Below are 21,989 nucleotides of genomic sequence, written 5' to 3'. Positions count from 1 at the left end.
TTTTTAAACTTATTTTGTCATATCGTTCAGGTTTCGATATGCATGATTACTTTACGATCTTTTGGACAATATTTTAATACCTGAACTTTATCTGGATGTGTCGCTTTATTTTTGGATGAAATATAATTTTGCTGACCACATTTCGTACATTTGAGGTTGATTTTAACTCGCAATGTCTCTTACCCCTAGTAATTTTCTAAAATTGAATAGCGACCAGATCAGGTTAAATAAAACAAAACAGCTCGTCGTCAAGAAAACAGCGCGGTAACTGATATAGCCTGCAACAGCACTTCCTAAAAGCGGACCAGCTACTTGACCAAAGTTTGTAAACATTTGGTTAAAACTAAAAATTCTTGAGATACCTTCTGGTGGTGTAATTTTTGAAAGTAAGGAATTAACTGATGGCATCAAAGCACCTGAGCCAAATCCTAGCATGAAACGTAAAATACCGAGTTGCAATGGTGTCTTAACAAATGCCATTGGCAGATAAATCAAAAAGCTATAAATCAAGCCAATGATGATCAAACGATGGCTACCAATTCTATCACCGATTCTACCCAAGAATCCAGATGACATCATGGCTGATAAGCCAACTGAAGACACGATGAATCCTGAAATCATCATCACATTACCAGAGTGACCATTAAGCTCTCGAATATATAGTGTTAGGATAGGTGCAACAGATTGCACCGTCAGTTGTAAGATAAAACTGGTGATGAATAAGCCAAGTAAAATTTGGCGATTACTTACACGGGCAAAAACTTCTTTTGTCGGCAACAAATCATGTTTTTCAACGGGTATAAAATCTTCCTTTACTAAAAAGATAGTCAACAAGGTGACAAGTAATAAGACAGCACCTGTGATCAAGAAAACATTTTCCATGCCTACTGCTTGGGCTAAAAAGCCACCGATAGAAGGACCGATTAGGACACCCGCAACCATACCCGTGGATAAGGTACCTAGGGCATAGCCGCTTTTTTCTCTGGGTACTTGGCTGGCAATCAAGGCTGTCGAATTTGGGATGTACCCTGCAAATAAACCATTCAACAATCGCATGACTAAGAGCCACCAAACGTTTGGTACAAAAGCCAAGGCACCCATGGTGAAGGTCATCACAACAGATGCTCGCACCATCATCACGCGTCGACCGCGTTGATCAGCCAGTCGTCCCCATATTGGGGCAACAAGTCCACTCGCCAAGGCACTTACTGCTACCGAAAGTCCTGCAAATATGGCAACATCACTGCCTCTTGCGCCTAATTTTTCTACATATAAAGGCATAAACGGCATGACGAGTGAAATACTCGCCGCCGTGAAAAACGTTCCTAACCATGCAATGAATAAATTCCGTTTCCAATTGATTTTTATAATCTTTACTTCCTTCTAAAGTTGATGTTAATTGAAATTGATGTATCAACTCAAATATATTATGATATGATTATCTCAAAAGTGATAATTTTTCCAAGTTCAAAGCGCTGCAAAAAACGAACACCGTCAGTTGACAGTACCCGCTAGATCTCGCTTATTAAACTTGCTAATTGATTTTCCAGTACCTCTATTGTATCATAATTTTCGATAACTCGGGTCGCTAAACTACGTTTCTCATCAATGGGCATTTGTGCTTTGATGCGTAACAGAGCCTCTGATTCAGACAAATCATTCCGTTCCATGAGGCGTTTAAGTTGGACATTTTGGGGTGCATAGACAAGCCAAATCTCATCAAATCCTGTATATGCTTTTTCAAATAACAGTGGAATATCCATAAAAACGAGATCAGACTGACTGCTCGCACAACGTTTGAAAAGTTCTGTACGAATAATCTCATCCTGTACAGTTGATAATTTAGCACGCGCTTGTGAATCAGAGAATATCAAAGCGCCAAACTTGGCACGATCCAAATCACCATTTTCCAAAAAATAAGCCTCTCCAAACGTGTCACGAATGGCAATATATAAGGCTCCGCCTACTTCTTGTAACTCTCTTACAACAGCATCCGCATCAATCACCTCATAACCATGTGCCCGCAAATATGAGGTAACAACCGACTTGCCGGTAGCTATGCCACCTGTTATCCCGATTACTTTTTTCATGTTACTATTATAACATTTTTTATTCCTATATTTTTAATTTTCAAACTAAAAGTGCTATAATGTAATTGAAGAACAATATGGAGGAAAGCTATGAAAATCATCAATGTCACTAACAACTACCCTGATCTTGTACGAGAGCAACTTAGAAACACCGATGCTTTGACGGTTGAGGTTTACTCTGCCGGCAACACGACTGTTATCTTTACAAGGGCTCCCAAGCATTATGAACTCATCGTAACGAATAAACACCGTGCAATTCGACCTGATGAACGTGAAGATATTCAAAAGTTTTTCCTCAAAAAAAGACTTGATCAGTCGATTATTGATCACGATTTGGTTTCAATCATTGACGAACCACGACTATTGGAAATTTCCTATCCGATTATCACAAAATAAAAAGCTGCTCATGATTAGCAGCTTTTTTATTTTACTCAGAATTGATTGTCTCAATATTTTAGTGTGTGAACCCCTGTACGCCCTTGTCCTTATCTTTTTGTCTCAAAAATCGTGAATGATCTAATTTGGCAATAGCCCATTTGAAATCTTCCGCAAATTCTTCTGCTACATTCATGCTTAAATCAGCACGCACAACGTAGCGTTGAACCACTATATCAGTTAAATGCTCTGGCAGCGGATAAGCTGGGACTTGCCACCCTCTCATCTGTAACATATCCGCTAATTCGTATAAGGTCCATTCTTGCTCAGATTCATCTTTTAACTTGTAGCAAACAATCGGTAGCTGCTCGCCTGAATTGTAAAGAGTGAACCGACCGGTAGATGCGACAGTCTTTGCTAAGAAACGGGCAACATCATGCGTACGTTGATGAATGGCTTGATATCCGTTGAAACCAAAGCGCATGAAATTATAGAATTGTCCGATGATTGGGCTGGCACTCCGAGAAAAATTAATTGCCATGGTCGGCATATCACCTCCCAAGTAGGACACGCTGAAAATCAATTCCTCAGGTAAATATGTTTTATCGCGCCAAACTACCCAACCGATGCCTGGATAGACAAGCCCATACTTATGACCTGACGTATTAATCGAAACGACATTATCGAGCTGGAAATCCCACTTGAGCTCTGGTGACATGAAAGGGGTATACATGCCACCAGATGCGGCATCGACATGAATCGGGATGCTGATTTTTACGTTTCTATTGTAGTCGTTTATTATAGCATCTAGGCCTGCGATGTCGTCATAGCAGCCAGTATAGGTGATGCCAAGAATACCTACGACGCCAATTGTATAATCATCAAAGTAGCTAGTAATATTAGAAATGTCGAGGCTCATGTTGTCAGCTGTCATCGGTACTTCACGCAGCTCAACGTCGAAATAAACGGCAAACTTTTCCCAGCAAACTTGATAACCAGAAGAAATGACCAGGTTAGGTCGTTTACCTAAGATATCAATACCTGCTGCTTTAGCGCGTGCTCGCCAGCGAAACTTCATGGCCATGCCACCCAGCATGCATGCTTCCGAGCTACCTACAGTTGAGGTGCCCATATAAGTTTCTTGCTCAGGCGCATGCCAGAGGTCTGCAATCATGTTGACGCAACGGTTTTCAAGTTCTGCTGTTCGGGGGTATTCACTTTTATCAATGGCATTTTTCTCCAAGGTCTCACCCATGAGCTTGGTCGCTTCAGGTTCCATATAAGTTTGACAAAAAGTCGCTAAATTTTGTCGTGCTGCACCTTCATCTAAAAGCTCATCTTTAACCAATTGATAAGCAATTCGTGGTTCAATCGGGTGTGTGCCTAATTTGTACTTAGGAACATCACGATCTGATGCGGTTGATCCGAAAATCGGTTGCAAATAGGTAGAGTTTTTGGTTTGATCTTTTTTTCCGTATAACATACCTTACCTCAATTTCTTATATTTTGATAGACTTCAGCAAACGCTTCAAAATCAATTTGTGCTGTTTTTTTCAAATCTTTTAGTTTTTCAGTTGCTGCGATTTTTCTTTGTACTTCTTCTTTTGGCACTTTTGGATAGGGCAAATCATTCAATCCCTTAAAAAGCGCATGTAGTACAAAGCGATATTTTTCCTCTGATGCCCAACCCCAGTTTAGAGAAAAAGGGTAAGAAAAAGCATTGCCTTGATTAATACTTGCAAATAAGTTAGCCTCTATTTCACTTGTGCCATAGCCACAAATGAGATTAGGCACATAGTTACAAGCAAGTTGCATACCTAAACCTGAGCTGCAACCCGTCAAAATAAAATCAACTTCTTTTTCATTTAAAGCATAACCACATCTTATAGCAACATCAATATAATCTACTGTTTGCTCTGTCATTGTCAACGCAATAGCAGTGTGATCATGTGCAATTGCAACATCTTGAATGATATTAAATAACATTTCACGTTTGTCGGATAAAGAACTCGCAACTGCAAAACCGATTTTCATCCTATGCTCCCTTCATCAATCAACTCATCCTTAATCAGCTGATAAGCAATCCGAGGTTCAATCGGATTAGTCCCTGATCTGTATTTTAGAATATCACGCTCTGATGCGCTTGACCCCAAAATTAGTTGTAAACAAAGGGAGTGTTTCGATTGGTCTTTTTTTCCATATAGCATGATGTCCTCCATTTTTGGGATACTTAAAATTATATCAGAAAATCACCTTTCTGAATGCTGTCACCTATTTTCTGCCAAATTTCCTAGCAAACTGTCGCATCAACTGATAGATAATCCCAGTATAAAGGAGCCCCGTCACCAGAGGTATCCCGAGAACTGGCAAGAGACTTAGGTGCTCTAGCTCATAAAATGTCATGATACGCCCTAGGACAAGCGTTTCTAAGCCAAGGGATAGCAAATAATTAAGTGGTGCCCCGACTAGCAAGATGAAAAAAGCGCTCAAGAAAAATTCCCGATAGACCGCCTTTTCATCCAAAACAAGCTGGTATCTGGCTTGTAGGGAGGATTTCTCAAGCAAAGTCAACTGCCTCATAACCGTTCTCGTATGTGCCCAAAGGAAAATAAGCGTTGTCAAGACAAGTCCAAGACAAACCATGAACAAAACAAGATTGAAATAGCGGAGCATCTGAACTGTTTGAACTCCCTGAAAAAAAGAATTGCTCGCCTGTTCTTCTTGTTCAAAAATCGTCAATTGACCAAAGATTCTTGGAAAGTTGACAAGCATTGACAAGAAAAGATTCAGCAGGATAAGCGCCAAAAACATGGGCAGAAGACTCATGAAAAGGAGTTTGAAACGCCTAAGCGTATAGTGCCAAGCGGTTCTCAACTCACGGTACTGAAAATGGCTTGATAGTTCTGTATCCTTTGATACACGTGCACACATGGGGTCACTGACAAACTTTTTGGCTAATAAGTTAGCTTGACTTTCACTGCCAGATTGCTCATATAAATTTCCCTCGCGCACGACCACTTGCCGATGTGGAAATTTCTTTAGAATATGTGCATCATGCGTTGCTAAAATGATGGTAACACCTCGGGCATTCATCTGTTCTAGCAAGTCCAGCACCTGATCACTCATTTTCGGGTCAAGATTTGCTGTCGGTTCATCTAAAAGCAAGATGCTCGGTTCCGTTGTCAGCATCATCGCTAGTGCCAAACGTGCCTGCTCACCACCTGAAAGTTCGTCTGGAAAATGCCGGGCAACATGAGACAGAGAGAAATCCCTGAGCAAGTGTGCTACCTTATCGGCAGACACCTCTGAGGGCAAACCTTTAAAGTTATCATAAATGGCTAGATTTTCAAATACCGTTTTAGAGGCATCAAAAAGTAAGTCCTGCGAGACGTATTTGACCTGCTGTTGAAAGGCTCGTAGGTAAGCCAGATGTTCAAACTGAACTTCTTGACCTTGAAAGCTAAAGTCGCCAGTAAAAGCTAAGTCGCCATGCAAAAGTTTAAGCAGGCTAGATTTACCAGCACCACTCCGCCCTGTCACATAGACAAACTCACCTGACTGAATGTCAAGTTGCACATCACATAAAATTCTATCACTATTTTTAAGGCTAAGATTAAGCGCATTCAAAGTTATCATAGCTTGATTATATCATAATGACAAGCTCATACAAAAAATCCCGCCAGATGACGGGATTTTAGGAGAATATATATCTAAAATTTTAAACGTCCATTGACAAAACTTCGTGGAAGACACGGTGTGTTAATTCATGTTTTTGTTCTTTTGTCAGGTATTTAGTGTTAACGCAGTAGCCAGAGATACGAACGATAACATCTTCACCGTTAAGGATTTTATCTTTAACGTCAGCCAGATCCATAACATTCAAGTTAACATGTTGACCACCATCTTCAAAGTAGCCGTCAAGGACATCGACCAAGTTAGCCACTTGTTCATCACGTGTTTTACCAAGTGCTTTTGGTGAAACCTGTGTTGTCAGAGAGATACCATCATTGGCATGTTTGAACTCAAGTTTTTCAAGTGTACGAAGGTTTTGCAACCAACCACCCTTAGCTTTGTTAGAAGGGTTAGCACCTGGAGAGAAGAATTCAACTTTGCTTGTGTTTGATGTGCCATCTTCGTTCAAGAAAACACCACGGTGAACTGGTGAGTTACCAGTTTGTTTAGAATAAGCCACGTTAGATGTGATGGTCAACAATGACACAGTAGCTTCTGCATCCTTGTGCAATTGATGGCTAGCCAAACGATTATGGTATTCTGCCATCAACCATTTTGCAATGTCATCAGCACGGTCATCATCTTCACCATAACGTGGGAAATCACCGATTGTTTCGTAATCGTAGATATAACCATTTTCGTCGCGGATTGGTTTAACAGTTGCGTACTTGATAGCTGACAAAGTATCAACAGTGTTTGCGAAACCACAAATACCAAATCCCATGTTAGCACGTTGGTGACTTGGCAAGAATGCCATTTGAACTGCTTCATAGTTATATTTGTCAGTCATGTAGTGAATGATATTCAAAGCATCCACATACGTGTCTGTCAACCAGTCCAATGATTTTTCAAAGTTAGCCTTAACTTCATCAAATTTCAAAACATCAGATTTGATTGGGTCAATGTCGAATACCTTGTAGTCTCGATGCACATCATCATAACCACCATTAATACCCGTCAAGAGAGCTTTCAGTACGTTAACGCGTGCACCAAAGTACTGGATGTTGTGACGCCCTTCTTCATTTTCAGGATCAAGTGGTGATACACAACAAGAGATACATGACATTTCGCCATAACCATCTTCAGCCATTGTTTTAACACCTTCATATTGGATTGAAGAATGTTTGTGGCTCATACTCATACAGTAGCGTTTGAACGCATATGGCAATTCTTTAGCCCAAAGTACAGTCAAGTTTGGTTCAGGAGAGTTACCAACGTTATCTAAAGTGTTCAAGAAACGGTAATCCATTTTTGTCACACGGTGTTGACCATCGTTACCCACACCAGCCATTGACGTTGTGATGAAAGTTGGGTCACCTGAGTAAAGCGCATCGTATTCTTTCGTCCGTGCAAACTTAACCGTACGCAATTTCAAAACGAAATCATCCACAAATTCTTGGATTTCTGACTCAGTAAATGTCCCACGAGCCAAGTCACGTTCAGCAAAGATATCCAAAACGATTGGCACACGACCAAGAGATGTTGCTGCACCATTAATCACACGGCTAGCAGCCATGAAAGCAATGTTAGTCCATTGAATTGCTTCTTTAACGTTTTTAGCAGGTTTGCGAACATCTACCCCGTACAAATCACCAAGTTTCGCCACTTCACCAAGCGCTTGATATTGCATATTGATTTCTTCACGGAGGCGGATTGTTTCTTCATTGATTTCTTTAATCGCATTCCAGTCAGCGAATTTTTCTTTCATCAAGAAATCCGCACCATAAACCGCTAGACGCGTATAAACTCCAATAATACGACCACGTGAGTAAGCATCGGGCAAGCCAGTTACCGTGTGAGCATGGCGCGCACGACGAATATTAGACGTATACGCACGGAAAATTCCGTCATTAACAGTCGTGACATGCTTAGTATAAATCTCATGCATGAGCGGATCAGGCGTGTAACCATGCTCTTTGAGCGCAGTTTCAGCCATCCGAACACCACCTTTAGGCATGAATGACAAGCGGAAAAGCTCAGAATTTTGAAGCCCATAGATTAGTTCATTTTCTTGATCAATGTAACCCGCAGGGATATCAGCAATTGATGCTACACGATCAGTATCCATAGGGAACTGAGACGCTTCATAACGGTCTTTTGTTGACTCGATAATCTCTTTGATTTTTAAAGAACGCTCTGTTGGCCCTGCAAGGAAAGATTCATCCCCATCATAATTTTTGTGGTTAGCTTTTACGAAACGAGAAATACTAACTTTCTCTTTCCAGTCCGTTCCCTTAAATCCTGCCCATGCTTCTTCAAAAACGTTTTCAGTCACTTCTGTTTTCATGTTTTATTATCTCCTGTTATTTGACGAGAAAGGCAACATTCCCTTGTTACCTGTTTTATACTACACTACTATTCTATCATACAGAAAACGGTTACACAAGTTAAAAACGAAGGTTTTATAACTTTCTCTTATGTAACAGATTAATAAATAATTAAATCTGTACCACTTTAAGACAATAAGTGTATTAGTTCACAAAGTGATGTTAAAACATCCGTTTTCGCCACATGATTCGGAAAACAAGCCACGAAATCAATGTCGCTCCCACCACAATCAACCAAAAAGCATAGGAGATATTCTGAAAAGGTAGTTTAACATTCATACCATATAAACCCGCAATAATTGCAGGAATTGTCATGATAAATGTTGCACTTGTCATAATCTTCATAATGATATTCAAGTTATTGGAAACAATATTCGAAAAGAGTTCGCTCAAATTCTCTAGCAATTTCAACTGTATCTCAGTCGTCGTCAAAGCCTGATCCGCCTCAACATAGATATCAAAGATCCGATCCGAGAAACCATTATCTCCACGTTCTCGTAAATATGCCATCAGTTTTTGATAGACTTCAATATTATCCTCAAGCGCGGCCTCAAAGTAAATTAAACTTTTTTGAGCTCGAATAATTTCCATAATTTGTGCATTTTCCTGAGAAAGTGCCAGTTCTTTCTCAATGACTTTCATCCGCTTCTTATACTGAGCCAGATAATTATTAAAAGAGCGCCCAAGTGTTGACATGATCTGAAAAATTAGATCATGTTGGTAGTGTGTCGTATCATATTGATGCGCAAAAATAGACGTCAAATCATAATCGCGGTTCAAGGATAGAATCACGATATTTTTCTCTGGATTAACGATTAAAGAAAAAGGGTAAACATCCGCAGCGTCATCCTCAATACAAGGATACTGCAGTAAAAATAAAAGATTATGGTGATCATCCAGCTCAAACCTGGCATTTTCATCATCATCCAGAATCCCCGCAATATAGTCAAATGGAAAGTCATAAGTAGTCACGAGATGCCCAATCTCTTCTTTCGTCGGCTTGATCACTAGCTTCAAATCAATCGTGTCAGACGACTGAACCAGCATATTTTTTTCTAGTTTATAGTTTGTAATCATAGGACAATTATAACACGTTTCTGTCCTCTTATATACCCCTTATACGCTTTAAAGGTAGTAGTTACAAGGGTCTCAACTATTTGAAAAACTCTTACTGATACTTCCCTTGAGAATCAGAGTTATTATATGTCATTGCCCAATAGCTATTCAGCTCTCTCAGTAATATGGCATAGCATTTCTTACAACTATTTATAAATAGATGAACCTCTATTCTAAGCCTAATGATAATTGATCAAACTGATATTCATTTAATACCTAATTTTTCCGAATCTTTATTCTCTTTTTCTTGTAAAATATGATATAATTTATAATATTTGATGAATACACGGAGACATTATGAAAAAGAAGAAGCATTCCTTAAAAAATAAAAGACATTCTCGTCGCAAGAAAAAACATACTCTCTTAAAAGTTTTTTCTATTATATTTTTGCTAATCATTATCGCTATTGCTTCCATCACATATGCAACTTATAGAAATATTGAATCAACATTTTCAATGTCATACATGAATTTCCCAAAAACAACTCATGTAGACCTAAAAAAATCTAAACCCTTTACGACACTAATTATTGCAACTGGTAAAAATAATTCTAAAAATATAGCTTACGCCTCCGTTTTAGCTTCAACAAATGCAACTACAAATCAGACTACTTTCATGAACTTTCCAGTCTTTGCCGTAATGCCAAACCAAAAAACAATCACGAACGTTTATGATACTAGTGGAAATAATGGGGTTCTTCAACTAGTTAAGGAGTTACTCAACATATCGGTTAACAAAGTTGTTCAAATTGACGTTAATAAAATGGGATCACTTGTTCAAGCTACGGGTGGAATCACCATGCAAAATCCAAAAACATTCAATGCAAATGGCTATTCATTTAAACAAGGGAATCTCAATTTGCAAACTTCTGAACAAGCCCAAGCTTATATGACACAAATCGATGATTCCGATCTTGATGCATCAATCACTCGAATCCAAAATGTGTCGATGGAACTATACGGAAATATTCAAAAAATTGCGCACACAAAGAAAATTCAAAGTTTTAATTACTATCGTGATATTCTCTATGCTTTTTCAAACACAGTTAGAACCAATGTGAATTTTGATGATGCAAAAACCATTGGGATGAATTACAATAAAGCTTTAAGTAATACTAGTAAGCTCAATCTCCATACTACAGATGAAAATGGAGCTAAGATGGTTTCTCAAACAGAATTAGATTCAGTTAAAGCACTTTTTGAAAAAACTTTAAAATAAAAAAGGACCCTAGGGTTCTTTTTTTCTCTCTTATTTCATCACAATATAATCTGGTACTGCCCGATCATCTTGGCTAGCAACAATTATTTTCCCGCTGACTGAGAGTTGACTTGAGCCACCACTATCAAGCATTAACATGTTTTCGAGGTTCAAATTCGACACTGCCTTCATAATATTGTCGTAGCCCGCGTTTGTATCACTTAAAATGGCATAAAGATTATTTTTCTTATCATTCGCAATAAAAATATGAATCTTCCAGTCTACTGAACCATCACTCGGTTGAATTTTGCCATCACGAATAATTGCAGCACCAAAATCATAGGACTGCTGCCCTCCATTTTGAATAACAGTTGCAGCTGGTGTACTTGAATCATAAATTTTGCATGAACCATCTTTGTTAATAACAAAGGCATATTGAACCGTTGTACCTGGACTCCAGTCTTGAATTAATTTTCCATTATTAATTTGAAAACCGGTCACTTGACCTGTCTGCATATTAAAGGCAGAAGCATTCATAATTAGCGCATTAGGATATTTAGCTATGACATCGGCCATTTTCATCCGTTGATCTGTAAGATTGGTTGAGGTTTTTAAGACTTCTGGATTATTAATCCGATAAATGGTGATACCATTCGTAGATAAATCAGTAAATTTATCTAAATTCACCGTTGAGGGAACTTTAACCCATTCTGATGTACTAGCATCATCTTCAAGTGCCATACTGCCAGTGGCTGCTTCTTCCCCTTTTTGTTCAACATAACCGTTCGACGCTGATGTTTTCATCGGTTGATCAGAACTACTCGTCGTTGTTTTATCAGCAGGAGTAAATAATCCTCGCAAGGCATAAGCCGCCACCCCTAAAAGGGCAATAAAAATTAAGATAGGAACAATAATTGCCCAGATATTCATTTTCTTCTTTTTTTGACGTTCCAAGATATCCTCCATTAATAAAGATATTTAGAATAATTTAAAAATACTTTTATCTATTACTTTAAATAAAAAATATACTTTGAATATTTTATCGTAATATTAATATTATTAGTCAAATTATTCATTTTAATTTTTAAAATTAATTACCTAATATATTTCTAGTCTATAGATTTTTTCTACTTTGAATCTTCTTGATATATCTAAATAAAAGAATCATCATGATCATTATAATAGTAACTTTAATAATAATCAAGCTAAAATTAATATACGCTATAATTGTTAAAGTTACATATCCTAAAATTAATAATCCCTGTAACTTCCATTCAACTTGTATTTTGATCCATTCAGAAGTTTGCTTCAATCTCAAAATACTAACAATAAAAAATCCCACAGCTCCAGATATTCCAGCTCCATTTATCCCTATTAGTGGTACTAATGCAAAGCTTAATGCTATGTTTATAATAGTCCCCCAAATTGTTGTTGTAAATAATCCCGTTGTTTTTTTTGCTACAAGGTATGTTGTCCCAAAAAATGCCGACATATTCGAGAAAAAAGAGGTCATGAGTAGAATAGGAACAATCTTCCAAGCTTCATAAAATTTATCTGAAACATAAAATCCCATAAACCATTGTATGAAAATTACTACAATTGCACTTATAATGAGCAATCCTCCAAACATTAAATTAAATGTTAATGAATATAACTTATTAGTATAACTTTTCTCTTTTTCCTTTACTGCTGTCATTTGCCAGGCGTTTGAAAACATGCCAAATATCGTAGTTACCATTGTTGGAATCTTGTTAGCAATTGCAAAGATACCATTCGCACTGGGACCTACAAACGCCAGAATAATTAATTTATTAGCGTCATTAGTTAACCACCATGCAAAACTATTTGGAATCATTGGTATTGAATATGTCAACAACTGCTTAGTACTTGACCAAGATTTTTTTTTAAAACTAATATGAGTATGCAGTTTATTATTTAAAAATAAGAAGATTGTTGTTGTCAATGCGGAAATTATTAATGAATACAAGTACCCTTTTAATCCAAATTTAAATACCCACATTAAAATAACGTTTGACAATACATTTGATAATGTAGCAATTATTCCAGATATTGCAAAGCTTTTAACTCTATTTATACCTCGTGTGAAATTTTGAAATAAGTTTAATAATAATGTTATTCCTAAGTAGACACCAACTAAAAAGGAATAGTTGATTCCAAATAATTCTAAAATTACAGATAACACTAAACTTAAACCTCCACCAATCAAGGATATTAATAATCCATTCGTGAATATTTCAGTACGATTTTCATCATCTAATGCGAATCTAAATATAGCTGAAAATACATTTAATGATACTAAAGGAACCAACATTGCAGTTGTAGTTGTCAGGATATCAGATACACCAAAATCTGCAGGTGATAAAATTGTTGTATAGAAAGGTACCATTACAAATGTTAACAAAATCGATACACTATTTCCTATTGCAAATATGATGGTATTACCAGCTAAAGATTTAAGTATTGTTTTCAAAATTATCTTTCATTGTTAATTATATTATTTAATAAATGATTTTAAAGTTTCAACCAAGGGTTCATATTTAGTGGCAACATCAAACTGAGGAACAGATTTTCCCATAAGATTTGACACCATAGTCATAATTTTATTTATGTTTACTTGGTTACGTGGGTCAACAAATACGATGTTATCTACATCATAGAGCCAATACTCACAAGTCATTTTGATTTTATTATTATAGTTATCAAATACGATACATGGGATTCCCGCAATTTGAGAAAAAATCATTCCGTGGAGTCGGTCGGTGATTACAACTTTACTTTGTTTTATTTCATCCCATTTGATGTTAAGTTCTTTTAAACGATGATCTGGAGTAACATCATATGAATTATCGTTTTCATGTACGGTAACTTTGTGTTTCGCTTTTAAAGCATCAATCATTTTTGATTGAGTATCAAAGTCAAGAACTTTTTCACCAGCATCACGCATGAGCATAAGGACATCTATTGTTTTTAGTTCTTGTTCATCGGATTGGTTTCGAGTATCCAAGCTTAAGACAATATCTGGAGTTGTAATAACATTATTTTCAGGGAATGTCTCTTTGAATAGTTTTACACTTTTAGATTCACGTGCTGTAATTGTAAGATTTTTCCCTGATGCCGCAAATACTGCTTTTATTTTGTTCATCAGTTTATCACTATCACCCTCTTCATTGAACGTATACGATTGTGGGAAAAAGAGTTTTTGATTGTTTGGATGATTCTTGATAATTGGGAGATAGATATCGAGAAGAAATCTATATTTAGTTCCAAGGTTCCCGCCACCTGTGAATAAGATCACATCGTCATTGTTAATGATCTTTTCGATATGGCGGACAGGTGTACGTGATGTAACTTCAACAATTTCATATCTAGAGTCTCCACTGCTCTCAAGAATTATTTTTTCTAAAAAAGTTCGTTGTGCTTGAGCAATAGCATGGTCTCCAAGGTTGTCATAATCAGCAACACCCATAATCAAAATTTTATTTTTGTTTTTAAGGCTTGGGTCTAGTTTTGATTGTTTGAAAAGTGATTGCATATTTCGTTTTTTTGCGCTAAGGTCGGCCCATGTTTCAGTTGATACAGTGTTTTTGATAATGGATTTAATCATTTCGATTGTCAATCTTTCTATTATTATAATTATATTTTAATATTTTTTAGTCTAATGATGATAACCTTTATATTGAATTTTAACTTCTCTTTTCTAGGTCTACTTGACCGGATGACTTTTGTTTTCAGTAGCCCATCTTCAAAACAACTAATATTTCGATTTAAAATTACATTGTTATTGACAAGGATTCTAGTCCAATCACGCATAAACGAATAAATCGATTTTTTTAAAATAATACTTATTTGATCTGATTTTGTTATCGATAACTCATTAATAAATTTTTTAATAATAATTTCTTCAGATTCCGACATCCGTTTAGCATTATTAGAGGTTAAAATACTGCCTGGTCTAATTCTATATTGATAATCAGTATAGTCAGTTGTTAAAACCTTTCTAGCTTTTAAATATGACCGAACAGTGAAATCACCATCCTCAAGTAAGATTCCTGGCGTAAATCTAAGATTGTGTAAATTAAGAAATTCTGTCCGATATAGACTTGACCACACAACAAAAGAAGTATTATTATCAAGGAACTTATCAAGCGTTTCTATACCACCTTGTGGTTCTATCAAAAAATCAGCAATCCATCCGCTAGGTATATTACCTTCAAAATCTCTGAATGATCCCCTAACAATATCTGCATCTTGACTATCTGCCACATCAAATAAATGCTTAATAAAGTCTGGTTTAATCTTATCGTCCGAATCAATCATAGCCACATACTTGCCAGTCGCATTTTCGATCCCTGTATTTCGAGCTGCAGATAGACCTTGATTAACTTGCGAAATTAGCCTTGTACGTTTATCTTTTAATAGATCTTCTATCTTCGCAATCGAATTATCAAGCGTGCCGTCATTCACAATAATTACTTCAATATTTTTATAAGATTGATTAAGAATTGATTCAAGACATTCATGAATATATTTTTCAACATTGTAAACGGGGACAACAATACTTATAAGTGGTTTCATGATAAACCTCGCTTTCTTCATTTATAATAAACCTATCACCCTTTTTTATTGAATCTTTTAAAAAACGGATAACTTTTCTCGTGTTATACTGATTTTATATATGAGCTCTCCTATCCTTTGGAACTCACAATTCAAATATATTCAAGTACAAGGAAATAATTAAGATATCTTTTGCTTACTTCAAGTTAACCGAACTAATTTTACAATTCCCGTCTGTTATAATTTTTTCTTTTATAAACTTATTTAGTATAAAAAGTTTGGTAACCCGTGTAACCACCTAAGGAAATCATCAATAAGCTAATGCATTGTGGATTAAAGGTATTATCTTGATAAAGACTTATAAAAATTAATAGCATTGGGATATAAATTAAAAATCTGTTTTTGCCATTCGTTTCCTTTTTAACTTTATTCAATACTTCGATAGAAATAAAATAAAAGACAAGAAATAAAGCTAAAACCCCCTGAATTCCAATTTGATAAGCGAAAGATAACAATGCAGTTTCAGATCCTGTTGAAAAATCAAGCCCCTCTCCGCTAAATAAAGCTGCCGCATTCCCTCCAGTTCCTAATCCAAATCCAATTGGGTGACCCAAAATAGTCTCCCAGGTTTGTTTAATTGCATAAAAATGGTTCCCAACTGCACCTCCAAATTTTTCAAAATATATATTTGCCGATACAAATAAACTGATCACCAAAAACAAGAATATTCTTTGAAATAGTTGTCGTTCATTTATATTTTTAGAAAAATTACGAAAAATTAGATGTATTAGTCCAGCTACAAAAACTCCAATTGACATGAGCATGGCTCCTTTTCCAAAAGTGAGCATAGCCCCCACCAGTATGATTAACCTAATTAATGACAAACCCTTTATTTTTGATGAAAGAGGATAAATAAAGGAAATAATAAATATAGACCACAAAAGATAACCTAGGTTGATAGGCTCATAGTATAGTGAACCTATCCTAGTTACAGAATAACCAAAAAGATCTGTACTAAACCTCGGGTCAAAATAATCAGTTAATAAAGTAACACCTTTTGCCAAATAAACTTCATTAATACCTAATAATTTATTTAGCGGGTACCCTCCCATATGCATAACAATCCCACAGAGAACAACAAATACCCCTAATTTTAGAATTCTTTTAATAAAAATAAGGAATTCTGATTTGGTCGTAATAAATCTTTTCCCTATTCTGTAACTAAAGTAAAAAGTTGTAAAAGATCGAACATTTGCTAGTATAGATTGTATGGGACCATGACCCAATATTAGTGAAAACACTATTGCGAATATTAATAATAAAAAAGATTTATCTACTTGTGATAATTTCCATTTTCTTTTGAGCATCAGATTAATTACCCAAATATAAACTGTCGGGATTTGTGTGAGGATGGTTAAATTGTTAATATTTCCTCCCAAGTGTGCCCCAATACCTAATAAAAAATTTTGAAATATTAGGACTAAAATCACACTAAAAGGAACGAAATGAGAATTTTGAAGTTTGACAGCAATTATACCAGCAAATATTCCAAAAATCAGCGAAATCCATCCCCATCCAGTAGCGGATCCAATAAGTATTGAAGAAAAAAGAAACATTATAATAATTATTTTATACGTAAATATTTGTGAACTATTAACACATATATCATTTTTTTTCAAATTTCTTACCTTTTATGACATTTTTTAAAATATCATATTTTCCATCTCCTAGCCATCTTCTCATTTTAATTTTTAATTTCAATAGATAGTCTTTCCTATCTTTCCAGCTCATATCATAGTGATGAATAGAATATGTGTTCTCAGTTATTTTTAGTCTATTAGTTTCAAGGATCAACGGGCATAAATACTCTGTAGGCAAGACAAGTATAGTTTCTAATTGTTGAAGTTCATTCCTATTTCGTAAGCCATATCTTTTTAACATATTTGTTGTGTAAGTCACACAGGTTATATTGCTCACAAAAGGAATATCGGCATATAAATTAAGGTTATCTTTCACAAATTTATGCTTTGGTTCTGCTCCAAAACCTAACCCAGTATTCACACGACCAGTTGTTTCCATCCCTAAGTACAAGCTATTATCCAGTAGTTGATCCAGCGATTTGATAATTTCAACATCTGTATCAAGATAGATGCCACCCTCATGATAAATAATATCAAGTCGTGCCACATCTGTTACAAAAGCATATTTTTTTTCTTGATATGCTTCTTTAACATATTGAATTTTATTTATATCATAATTTTCTTCAGACCATTGTTTAATTTCATAATCTGGGCAAAACTTTTTCCAACTTTCAATACATTTTATTGCTGATTCTGGTAAAGGATTTCCTCCAAACCAACAATAGTGAATTACTTTAGGAATCATATTTTCTCACTTTTCATAACTAATTGATTTATTTCAATGTTAAATTTTTTGATAAATTCGTCATTATGGCTATTTATAAAAGTATTATTCATTTTCCGAGACTTTTCAATATCTGTTAATAGGCTCTCAATATCTTCACAAATTATCAATGGGTAGTTTTTATCTCTTACCTGTTTACTCACCCACAATTGATGGTCATTGACATGCTCGCCAAACTTTTCTTGTCGTGGGACGACTACCGGAATTTTCCCTTCTTCTAAAACTTGCATATAAGTAGACGGTCCGCCATGTGTAATCACAACATCTGACTTCTTGAGATAGTCAGCCATCTCGTCATAACCAATAACTTTCTCCCATTTAGTATACTTGGGTTCGTAGGTTGAATAACCAATTTGCATAAAAACTTCTTCTTGAATTTCGCCATCACGGATGAGTTCATCAACTTTTTGAATCAGTCTATTAAAGGGTTGTTCATGAGTTCCAACTGTAATAAAAATCATCAGAAAATACCTCCTAAATTTATAGCTTTAGGATAAACTTTCTTTAATTCTTCCCATTGAACGATAAATTTATCAGTTACCGGGTAAACCAATTTACCTGTTAGAGTTGGTTTATCGATTCGATCAAATATCTCAATATAAACCGTCTTTGAGCCAAATAGTTTTCCTAACCAGAAAAATGGTACGGCTACTGCGGCACCACTCGAAATAATCAAATCAGGTTTTTCTTTCCTAAGTATTTTGAAAGCTAAAATAGTGTTTTTTAGTGTGTTTTTTACGTTTCGATTTGTGGGGTAATAACAGGGATAGAATACTTCATCTTTTAATATTGATTGTGCATCTGTTTTATCAAAAGTAACCCAGAATCTATCCTCGTTCTTCCAAAACTTTTTTAACAAGTAAAGGTGTGCCAAATGACCACCGCTTGACCCTACTAATGCAATTTTCATATTAATACGCATCCGATACGTTTATGATTTGTCCAATTGTGAGTGCAAGAAGTTTGATGTCGTGCTTGATGCTATGGTATTGGAGATAATAGAGTTCCAAATCTGCTCGTTCTGGGAAAAGAACTTTACTTCTGCCATGTGTTGTCCAATAACCTGTAATCCCTGGTTTACACATGAGTAAATAAGGAAGACGTTCCCCATATTCTTCAGCTTCAAAGAGCAAAATTGGTCTTGGACCAACTAATGACATATCCCCTTTAAGCACATTGATAAATTGCGGTAATTCATCAATAGAGTGTTGCCTGATAAATGACCCAATCTTTGTCACACGGGGATCGTTTTCTAATTTATTACCATTGTCATGGTACTTGGACTTAACATCTGGATGAAGTTCCAGGTATTCCTCAGCATTAACAATCATTGTCCTAAATTTCAAAATATAAAAGATTTCACCTTTTTTACCATATCGTTTTTGTTTATAGAACATTGGTCCATGATCTTTTTTTGAGCAGATTCTATAAGGTACATAGAGTAAAGTTGCTACTATGACAAATAGGAATGAACCTACTAAACTACCTAGAATATCAAGTCCCCTCTTGATCATTCTTTCGCTAAGTGAAAATTTTTTAAACGCTACTAATCTTTCCTCTTCTAATGCATGTGTGTAAACATCCTTAAGAACTTCCATTTTTTCACCCCCCTGATAAATTCTCTAAAACAATCCTAAAAATTTCGTTCTTTTAATTCGTGTTGGGCTTCCTTCATAAACGCTTTTATTTAAAATCACTGATTGAGCATTGTCTTTAAACCTTTGTGATAGATCAGATCCATATCTCTCTTCGATAATTTCAAACGCTTCCTTCATCTTAAATGCACGTGAAGTTACATTATGTGCATCTGAGGCGACAAAGTGTGTCAGATGATTTTCAATAATTTGAAACGTTAATTTCTGTATCTTTTTACCAAAATGACCCGTTATACTTGATGCTGTTATCTGACTAAGCACTCCTTGCTCAATAAAATTAAATAATATCTCCGGATGCTCGATGATTTTAGTATTTCTCTCAGGGTGAACCAAAATAGGTTGAATCCCTTGTAATTGCATATGATAAAAAAGTTCTTTAGCATATTCTGGAACGTGGTTCGAAGGAAATTCAATGAGCATGTAATTAGACGTTCCCGCTACGGTTAGTAATTTACCCTGAGCAAAATCTTTCAATAAATCACCATATATTCTAACTTCTTGCCCTGGCAAAATTTGAATTGGTAGGTGATACGCATCAATAAGATCTTGAACTTCCTCAACTTTTTTCAAAATCAATGGAGATTCATTATTAAATTCAGGATTATGATGTGGCGTGGCAGTAATAACTGTAATACCTTCATCAATTGCTGATTTCAGCATTGTTAGAGTATCTCTAGAAGTTTTAGCGCCATCATCTATACCCGGCAAAATATGACAATGAATATCAATCATTTTAGCACCTATACCTTAGTTCCTATCACTTAATGTGCACTTAATTTGTATCAATCATTCTACCCCATAGTAATAGTAAGAATTTGAATCAGACATCTCAGCACCATGTAAGACAACTCCCAAAATATTAGCCTGGACTTGATTAAGTAGCTTTTTGGTTTTCAATAAGCCATCTTTTTTCGTTTGATTAGCTTGAGCCACAATTACTACTCCTCCGACATAGTTACTCAAGACCTGAGCGTCTGTCACTAGAGAAAGAGGTGGTGTATCTATTAAGATAACATCGAAAAATTCCGTCACTGATTCAATCAATCTCTTCATTGCAATAGATCCTAATAATTCCGAAGGATTGGGTGGAATTGGCCCAGAACTAATTATAGTAAGGTTTTCGGAAACTCTTGTTCGTTGCTGAGCATCTGTAATTGAAGATTGATTCATTAAAACATTAGTGAGACCTACTCTATTTTGTACCTTAAATGTCAAGTTGACTGTTGGTTTACGAAGGTCAGCATCGATTAACAGTACCTTTTTACCCTGTTGTGCAAAAGTGATTGCTAAATTGGCAATTGTTGTTGACTTACCAGCAGAGGTTTCTGAAGATGTTACCAGAAAACTTTTGATACCTTGATCTATCATTTTAAACTCAATAGTCGTTCGAATTGTTCGGTATTGTTCAGAAATAGGTGATTTAGGGTTCATACTCGTAATCGTGTATCGATTGTCACCTATATTTTTTTTATTTTTAGACATCCTAAACTCCTATCTCTTTTTTCTCTTTGATAATCTACTTAATTCCTGCTCACCAGGTGACATTGATGTATCGCTATCCAATGTCTCTTTTTTATAATTAGGATTACTAAAATCACTGGTCTGAGCGTACGCTGTCACCCCAAGTACTGATAATCCCAAAGCCTCGATATCTTCTTCTTTATTGATTTTATTATCAAATACTTCTTTTAGCAGAGCTAAAGCTAGGCCTAAAATTAAACCGATAACGATAGATATAGCCAGATAAAGCTTGGGTTTAGGACTAGTCGGTGTTGACTCAACCTTTGCTTTGGATAAGATATTAACATTCGTAACGTTCAATAAATTAGCTGCTTCCATACTAAATATGTTTGCAGTCTCATCTGCAATCTTTTGAGCAACATAAGGATTAGAATATTTAACAGTAAGTGTGATAACTTGTGAATTTGTTAGAGTTGTTGCTGTAACTTGTTTTTGGAAAGCATTACTAGGTAGATTTAAATTACTCTGAACTTTATCAAGAATAACCGGGCTTACAATGACTTGGTTAATTGTATTGGCCATCTGGATATTCCCAGCCACTTGTCCAGCATAGGCTGACGAATTATCTGAATTTGGTAGTTTTACAACAAGTTGAGTTGTTGCTGTGTAAACAGGTGTGGCTATAAAAAAAGTATAAATGCTTCCTAGTACTAACACTACAAAGGTACTAAATAATATTAAGCCTAGTCTTTTACGAATAATGTTAATGATCCCTCTTAAATCAATCGTTTGTTCCTGTGTCTCCTGCATATCTTCTCCTATATTTNTGCAACTATTTAATTAAATAGTTGCAAAAATAGTTAGTGATTTAATCTCCTCATATCTTAGCACCAGAATTATTCAATGTACTTATATATATGCCATCTTCAACTCAATTATTTATTCATATTTTTGTAATTTTATAATCTGGCAGAATTTTGAGTTTTTTAATTTTTCATTTTAATTATACGCGAATTGTAAAATTAAGTTAGAAAAAT

At 35.6% G+C, this 21,989-nt stretch carries 23 protein-coding genes; 2 read left to right on the top strand and 21 right to left on the bottom strand.

The window, feature by feature from the left end; all coding sequences use genetic code 11:
• Nucleotides 1-26: 26 nt before the first annotated feature.
• The 3 genes from rpmG to coaE all read right to left on the bottom strand — a co-directional run bounded on the left by rpmG (nucleotide 27) and on the right by coaE (nucleotide 2,090).
• Entirely contained in the window at nucleotides 27-173 is a 147-nt protein-coding gene (gene rpmG, locus RR45_RS07640; protein WP_072353592.1) for a 50S ribosomal protein L33, read from the bottom strand.
• The gene (locus tag RR45_RS07635) at nucleotides 163-1,368 is read right to left on the bottom strand and encodes a multidrug efflux MFS transporter (RefSeq protein ID WP_031366087.1); all 1,206 of its coding nucleotides are present in this window, start codon (nucleotides 1,366-1,368) and stop codon (nucleotides 163-165) included. Before RR45_RS07635 ends, rpmG begins: the two co-directional genes overlap by 11 nt.
• A 143-nt stretch (nucleotides 1,369-1,511) precedes the next feature.
• Nucleotides 1,512-2,090, bottom strand: coding sequence for a dephospho-CoA kinase (gene coaE / locus RR45_RS07630; protein WP_031366088.1), 579 nt, complete (start codon nucleotides 2,088-2,090; stop codon nucleotides 1,512-1,514).
• Nucleotides 2,091-2,180: 90 nt separating this feature from the next.
• On the opposite strand from coaE, the gene RR45_RS07625 reads away from it, so the two are divergent.
• The gene (locus RR45_RS07625) at nucleotides 2,181-2,486 is read left to right on the top strand and encodes a DUF1827 family protein (protein ID WP_031366089.1); all 306 of its coding nucleotides are present in this window, start codon (nucleotides 2,181-2,183) and stop codon (nucleotides 2,484-2,486) included.
• Nucleotides 2,487-2,544: 58 nt separating this feature from the next.
• On the opposite strand, the gene gad is transcribed toward RR45_RS07625, so the two are convergent.
• The 6 genes from gad to RR45_RS07595 all read right to left on the bottom strand — a co-directional run bounded on the left by gad (nucleotide 2,545) and on the right by RR45_RS07595 (nucleotide 9,601).
• Nucleotides 2,545-3,948 (bottom strand): glutamate decarboxylase, encoded by a 1,404-nt coding sequence (gene gad / locus RR45_RS07620; protein WP_031366090.1) that lies wholly within the window; start codon nucleotides 3,946-3,948, stop codon nucleotides 2,545-2,547.
• Between the two features lie 8 nt (nucleotides 3,949-3,956).
• Nucleotides 3,957-4,499, bottom strand: a complete 543-nt coding sequence (locus RR45_RS07615; protein ID WP_072353591.1) for an RpiB/LacA/LacB family sugar-phosphate isomerase — start codon at nucleotides 4,497-4,499, stop codon at nucleotides 3,957-3,959.
• Nucleotides 4,496-4,672, bottom strand: coding sequence for a hypothetical protein (locus tag RR45_RS07610; protein ID WP_179295335.1), 177 nt, complete (start codon nucleotides 4,670-4,672; stop codon nucleotides 4,496-4,498). The genes RR45_RS07615 and RR45_RS07610 overlap by 4 nt, the downstream gene beginning before the upstream one ends.
• A gap of 64 nt (nucleotides 4,673-4,736) precedes the next feature.
• The gene (locus RR45_RS07605) at nucleotides 4,737-6,101 is read right to left on the bottom strand and encodes a cell division ATP-binding protein FtsE (RefSeq protein WP_072353590.1); all 1,365 of its coding nucleotides are present in this window, start codon (nucleotides 6,099-6,101) and stop codon (nucleotides 4,737-4,739) included.
• An 82-nt stretch (nucleotides 6,102-6,183) separates the two neighbouring features.
• Nucleotides 6,184-8,484 carry a formate C-acetyltransferase gene (gene pflB / locus RR45_RS07600; protein WP_031366093.1) on the bottom strand — a complete coding sequence of 767 codons (2,301 nt, stop codon included), beginning with the start codon at nucleotides 8,482-8,484 and terminating at the stop codon, nucleotides 6,184-6,186.
• Between the two features lie 202 nt (nucleotides 8,485-8,686).
• Nucleotides 8,687-9,601, bottom strand: coding sequence for a magnesium transporter CorA family protein (locus RR45_RS07595; protein WP_031366094.1), 915 nt, complete (start codon nucleotides 9,599-9,601; stop codon nucleotides 8,687-8,689).
• Between the two features lie 336 nt (nucleotides 9,602-9,937).
• Between RR45_RS07595 and RR45_RS07590 the strand changes: the two genes are divergently transcribed.
• A complete protein-coding gene (locus RR45_RS07590; protein WP_031366095.1) occupies nucleotides 9,938-10,858 on the top strand; it encodes an LCP family glycopolymer transferase in 921 nt (306 codons plus the stop codon).
• A 30-nt stretch (nucleotides 10,859-10,888) separates the two neighbouring features.
• Here RR45_RS07590 and RR45_RS07585 read toward each other — a convergent pair whose 3' ends face one another.
• The 12 genes from RR45_RS07585 to RR45_RS07530 all read right to left on the bottom strand — a co-directional run bounded on the left by RR45_RS07585 (nucleotide 10,889) and on the right by RR45_RS07530 (nucleotide 21,762).
• Entirely contained in the window at nucleotides 10,889-11,803 is a 915-nt protein-coding gene (locus RR45_RS07585; protein WP_072353589.1) for a phosphodiester glycosidase family protein, read from the bottom strand.
• A gap of 148 nt (nucleotides 11,804-11,951) precedes the next feature.
• Nucleotides 11,952-13,328, bottom strand: a complete 1,377-nt coding sequence (locus RR45_RS07580; protein WP_143188738.1) for a lipopolysaccharide biosynthesis protein — start codon at nucleotides 13,326-13,328, stop codon at nucleotides 11,952-11,954.
• A 24-nt stretch (nucleotides 13,329-13,352) separates the two neighbouring features.
• The gene (locus tag RR45_RS07575) at nucleotides 13,353-14,462 is read right to left on the bottom strand and encodes a polysaccharide pyruvyl transferase family protein (protein ID WP_031366098.1); all 1,110 of its coding nucleotides are present in this window, start codon (nucleotides 14,460-14,462) and stop codon (nucleotides 13,353-13,355) included.
• Between the two features lie 29 nt (nucleotides 14,463-14,491).
• Nucleotides 14,492-15,454, bottom strand: a complete 963-nt coding sequence (locus tag RR45_RS07570) for a glycosyltransferase (RefSeq protein WP_244148296.1) — start codon at nucleotides 15,452-15,454, stop codon at nucleotides 14,492-14,494.
• A 218-nt stretch (nucleotides 15,455-15,672) separates the two neighbouring features.
• Nucleotides 15,673-17,091, bottom strand: a complete 1,419-nt coding sequence (locus RR45_RS07565; RefSeq protein ID WP_031366100.1) for a hypothetical protein — start codon at nucleotides 17,089-17,091, stop codon at nucleotides 15,673-15,675.
• Nucleotides 17,078-17,797, bottom strand: a complete 720-nt coding sequence (locus RR45_RS07560) for a glycosyltransferase family 32 protein (RefSeq protein ID WP_031366101.1) — start codon at nucleotides 17,795-17,797, stop codon at nucleotides 17,078-17,080. Before RR45_RS07560 ends, RR45_RS07565 begins: the two co-directional genes overlap by 14 nt.
• A complete protein-coding gene (locus RR45_RS07555; RefSeq protein WP_031366102.1) occupies nucleotides 17,794-18,297 on the bottom strand; it encodes a glycosyltransferase in 504 nt (167 codons plus the stop codon). The genes RR45_RS07560 and RR45_RS07555 overlap by 4 nt, the downstream gene beginning before the upstream one ends.
• Nucleotides 18,297-18,746 carry a PssD/Cps14F family polysaccharide biosynthesis glycosyltransferase gene (gene pssD / locus RR45_RS07550; protein ID WP_031366103.1) on the bottom strand — a complete coding sequence of 150 codons (450 nt, stop codon included), beginning with the start codon at nucleotides 18,744-18,746 and terminating at the stop codon, nucleotides 18,297-18,299. Before pssD ends, RR45_RS07555 begins: the two co-directional genes overlap by 1 nt.
• A gap of 1 nt (nucleotide 18,747) precedes the next feature.
• On the bottom strand, nucleotides 18,748-19,434 hold the full coding sequence (locus RR45_RS07545; RefSeq protein ID WP_031366104.1) for a sugar transferase: 687 nt from the start codon (nucleotides 19,432-19,434) through the stop codon (nucleotides 18,748-18,750).
• 24 nt (nucleotides 19,435-19,458) lie between these two features.
• Nucleotides 19,459-20,223: a tyrosine-protein phosphatase gene (locus tag RR45_RS07540; protein WP_031366105.1), complete on the bottom strand. Its 765-nt coding sequence runs from the start codon at nucleotides 20,221-20,223 to the stop codon at nucleotides 19,459-19,461.
• Between the two features lie 54 nt (nucleotides 20,224-20,277).
• Nucleotides 20,278-20,973: a polysaccharide biosynthesis tyrosine autokinase gene (locus RR45_RS07535; protein ID WP_031366106.1), complete on the bottom strand. Its 696-nt coding sequence runs from the start codon at nucleotides 20,971-20,973 to the stop codon at nucleotides 20,278-20,280.
• Between the two features lie 9 nt (nucleotides 20,974-20,982).
• Nucleotides 20,983-21,762: a Wzz/FepE/Etk N-terminal domain-containing protein gene (locus RR45_RS07530; RefSeq protein WP_031366107.1), complete on the bottom strand. Its 780-nt coding sequence runs from the start codon at nucleotides 21,760-21,762 to the stop codon at nucleotides 20,983-20,985.
• Nucleotides 21,763-21,989: the final 227 nt, after the last annotated feature.

The organism is Pseudolactococcus chungangensis CAU 28 = DSM 22330, from assembly GCF_002441885.1.
Taxonomy (GTDB): Bacteria; Bacillota; Bacilli; order Lactobacillales; family Streptococcaceae; genus Pseudolactococcus; species Pseudolactococcus chungangensis.
This window is presented reverse-complemented; position numbering and strand designations above follow the sequence as displayed.